The sequence below is a fragment of the Okeania sp. SIO2B9 genome, from assembly GCF_010672505.1.
Lineage (GTDB): Bacteria > Cyanobacteriota > Cyanobacteriia > Cyanobacteriales > Microcoleaceae > Okeania > Okeania hirsuta.
Genome location: NZ_JAAHGK010000765.1, coordinates 1 through 3,808, shown reverse-complemented (window position 1 = coordinate 3,808; position 3,808 = coordinate 1). Strand labels below are relative to the sequence as shown.

Sequence of the window (3,808 nt, the reverse complement as noted above, 5' to 3'; positions counted from 1 at the left end):
GGAGAAATAATGAATAATTAATAATTAATAATTAATAATTAATAATTACAGCATATTTCTCCTTCCTTAATTAATTGAAATTTAGAATCTTTTACTATTTAAAGACTCAATATCAAAGAAATTTCAAGGCAGCTAATAGATTATTTATTAGTGAATTATATAGTAGTTGAAGCAAAAGGCGCAGGTATATCAAAAGCTAAAAACTCAGACAACACAATATGTAAGTATTCAGTGGTCCGCTATCAGCTATCAGCTATCAGCTATGAGTTATTAAGTCATTTTCTTGGAAGAATAAATTAGTATTCAAGGGGAATAAAAAGTGATGTTTGCGCAGCATTCCACAGGAAATGCTTACTTTTTGTTTGCCCGAAATATGCTTTCATTAATGGGTGCATCTCAATGCGTGAATAAAGCCAAAAAGTTATTGCTTTTAGGGAACAGGGAACAGGGAACAGGGAACAGGGAATATATAGGAAAAAAGTATTTTTGCAAATATGAGATGCACCCTCATTAATGGATAATTGATAATGGATAATTGATAATTACCTCTCCCTAAAAGCTATGCTTTATAAACATATTTCTTAACATAAAACTTGACAAAAATATCATTTGATGTAATAGAGACTGAAAGCTCCTAGTGTCGTTGCGATCGCAACGACAAAAAACAACTTTTAGGAATACACAAGTTAGTCAAATTGTCAAATTAGTAAAACCAACAAAATGCTCGTAAGCTTTTGATAATAGGCATTATCCACTTTTGTAAAGAATTTTGCTGATCAAGCATAGCCCTAAAAGGGAGAGGATTGACAAATAAGGAAAAAATTTATTTTTTTCCCCTTGAAATGGGAGGCTAATCAAGCCGAATTGTTTAATTATTTAATTATTTAATTATTTAATTATTAATTATTCGGTAATTATTAATTATTCATTATTAATTATTCATTATTTCTCCGTATCCAGCCATTAATAGTAAATCGACTATCTGAAAAAGCTTTAGAGGGGCAACTTACTGATAAAACTTCGTGTAGATAACGACTTAGAAAAAATATAATACTATTATTTTTAGGTTCTATAGTTTTAAATGTGTCAGCTTTCACATAATATTTTCCTTTAATTTGACTATCGTAAATTATTAAATCACCACCTGTAAATGCTTTGGGTTCTTGATAAAAATAATAAACATAAGTAAAAACTCTAGTAGCAGTATCAGGAGAACCATTATCATTGTGAATTTTATAGAAATTATTATCGTTATGAGCTGTTAACTGACTTTCAATTTCGCCAATTGAAAATTCTGGAATATTTAACTTTTTTAACGCATCAGGTAAAACTTCTTTAATTCTGTTGACTATTAATTCTCTGAATTTTGGGAACGAGTGCAATACTAAAGAGCGACGATAATTTTCTGCTTTAGTTGATGTTGTAGTTGGTACAAAATCAGATTGTCTTTGCAAAACATAATTAAATAGTTGTTGATTTTCTGATTGAGTAAGAAAATTTTCTATGAGTAAATAACGAGATTCTAAATCGTCTGTTTTAGAGGGAGGAGGAGGAGTAGAAGTTTTGATATTAGATTGAGTATCTTGTGACTGTAAATGCTGCAAATATATTGGTGGTTCCGTCACCATTCCAACTAAATGTTCGCTAGGAAAACATAAAGCAGAATGACCTTCTCCTATAGGAATTTGAAATAGAGTAGAATTTTCTGTTTTTTGATGTTTAGATAATAGTGTTTTGGCTAAAAGTTGGAGTAATGGTGCATCAGATTTGAGATAAATAGTATATTGATGTCCTCCTGTTAATAAGAGGTTAATTTTTACTTCTTGAGGTACATTTTGTGCTGGAGTAATTATCATAATTTTTGCAAAATAATCAATTGCTTTAAGGAGTAGGGAGTATCAAAGTAGGGGAGTAGGGAATATGGAAAACTTTTACTTTTTATTTGATTTTCCTATATGCCAAATCCAGGTCTTTCCTAACTACAAAAAAAGTTAATCGTAATATTTGATGTTAAGTTGGTTAATAGTGTGTAATTCTTCAAACCACATCCGACTTTTTTCTCATTCTAAGTAGACTATGTTTTGCCTTACAACTTCCAGAACCAAGAGTCAGAAAAATTATATGAATTCTCACTGAAAACTGATAACTGAAATGGCGACTGCTATACTTATACAAATTTTTACTAATTTACTTATACCAAATCCGGTTATTCCTCCCACAACAGAAGTTAAAAGTAATTCATTAAGATTTTATAGGCTAAAAATTTTACCTTTTTCTCATCTCAAAAGTTCTGATACACCACTTTTCGATGTAATGAGGTGCACCTTATTTTAAGGCAGAAGTCAAAAGTAAAAAACTAAGAAGATTGGACTGTACCTCATAGCAAAAGAAACCGCTGTAAGTAGGCAGACAAAATTAACTACAGAAAATTTAAACCAAAACCTTTGTCTACTAGCGAATAACCCAGTATATAAATATTTCTGTCCAGGTACTTATCGTACAAAAATTATCAATTATTTCCCCCTATTCCCTATTCCCTATTCCCTATTTTATTAATGTAAAAAATGACGCATTCCAGTTAATATCATTACCAAACCTAACTCATTTGCCGCAGCAATAGAATCTTTATCTCGCATACTACCTCCAGGTTGAATAATTGCAGTTATTCCTGCTGCTGCTGCTGTTTTTACCGAATCATTAAAAGGGAAAAAAGCATCACTAGCTAATACTCCTCCAATAGCCTTTTCTCCTGCTTGCTCCAAAGCAATTTTTACTGCCCCAACTCGATTCATTTGACCAGCACCAATACCAGCAGTTGCCAAATTTTTAGTCACCACAATAGCATTAGACTTAACGTGCTTTACCACCTTCCAAGCAAACATTAATTCCTCCATTTGTTCAGCAGTAGGTTGTTTTTCAGTAACAACTTTCCAATCACTAGAATTTTCTACTACATCATCAGCAGCTTGTACTAAAAAACCACCAGCAATTACCTTTATAATTTCCCGCGGACTTTGTTTTAAATCTGGTGAAATTAACACTCTTAATTTAGATTTTTTCTGAAAAATTTCCTCCGCTTCTGGTTCGCATCCAGGAGCAACTACACACTCTAAAAATGTCTTAGTCATAGCAGTCGCAGTAGGAGCATCAATAGATTTATTCAAAGCAACAATTCCCCCAAAAGCAGAAACCGAATCTCCAGCAAAAGCTTTTTCATAAGCCTCCAAAAGAGTTTCACTAATTGCTATTCCACAAGGATTTGTATGTTTAAGAATTGCCACAGTTGGAGCATCATAAAATTCTGTAATAATACGTCTTGCTGCCTCTAAATCTACCAAATTGTTATAACTTAATTCTTTACCTTGAATAATTTTACTTGCCGCCCACCCACTAGGAATAATTCCGCTTTGATACCAAGTAGCAGATTGATGAGGATTTTCTCCATAACGTAGAGATTTAATATTTTTACCAGAGAGTAAAAACGTTTCTTTTTCCTGTTCAGAAGTTGTTTCTTGCTCTTTTAAATAAGTAGCGATCGCCTGGTCGTAAGTTACTGTATGTTGAAATCCTGCTAAGGCACATTTTTGACGAAATTCTAAGGATACTTCCCCACCATTTTTCCGTAGTTCTTCTAAGTATGAATTGTATTGATTAGGGTGGCATAAAACTGTTAGATGAGCAAAATTTTTAGCTGATGCTCTTAACATTGCTGGTCCGCCAATATCAATTTTTTCAATTGCCTCTGCTAGGGTAACTCCTGGTTGAGAAATTGTTTGTTCAAACGGATATAAATTAACGACAACTAAAA

At 32.4% G+C, this 3,808-nt stretch carries 2 protein-coding genes; both read right to left on the bottom strand.

Features of this window, described 5'->3' with window-relative positions:
• Positions 1-935 precede the first annotated feature (935 nt).
• On the bottom strand, positions 936-1,856 hold the full coding sequence (locus tag F6K13_RS23025) for a 2OG-Fe(II) oxygenase (RefSeq protein WP_287288501.1): 921 nt from the start codon (positions 1,854-1,856) through the stop codon (positions 936-938).
• 696 nt (positions 1,857-2,552) lie between these two features.
• Positions 2,553-3,808, bottom strand: a 1,256-nt coding sequence (purH, locus tag F6K13_RS23020) for a bifunctional phosphoribosylaminoimidazolecarboxamide formyltransferase/IMP cyclohydrolase (protein WP_287288499.1), incomplete at its 5' end; no start/stop codon positions are given.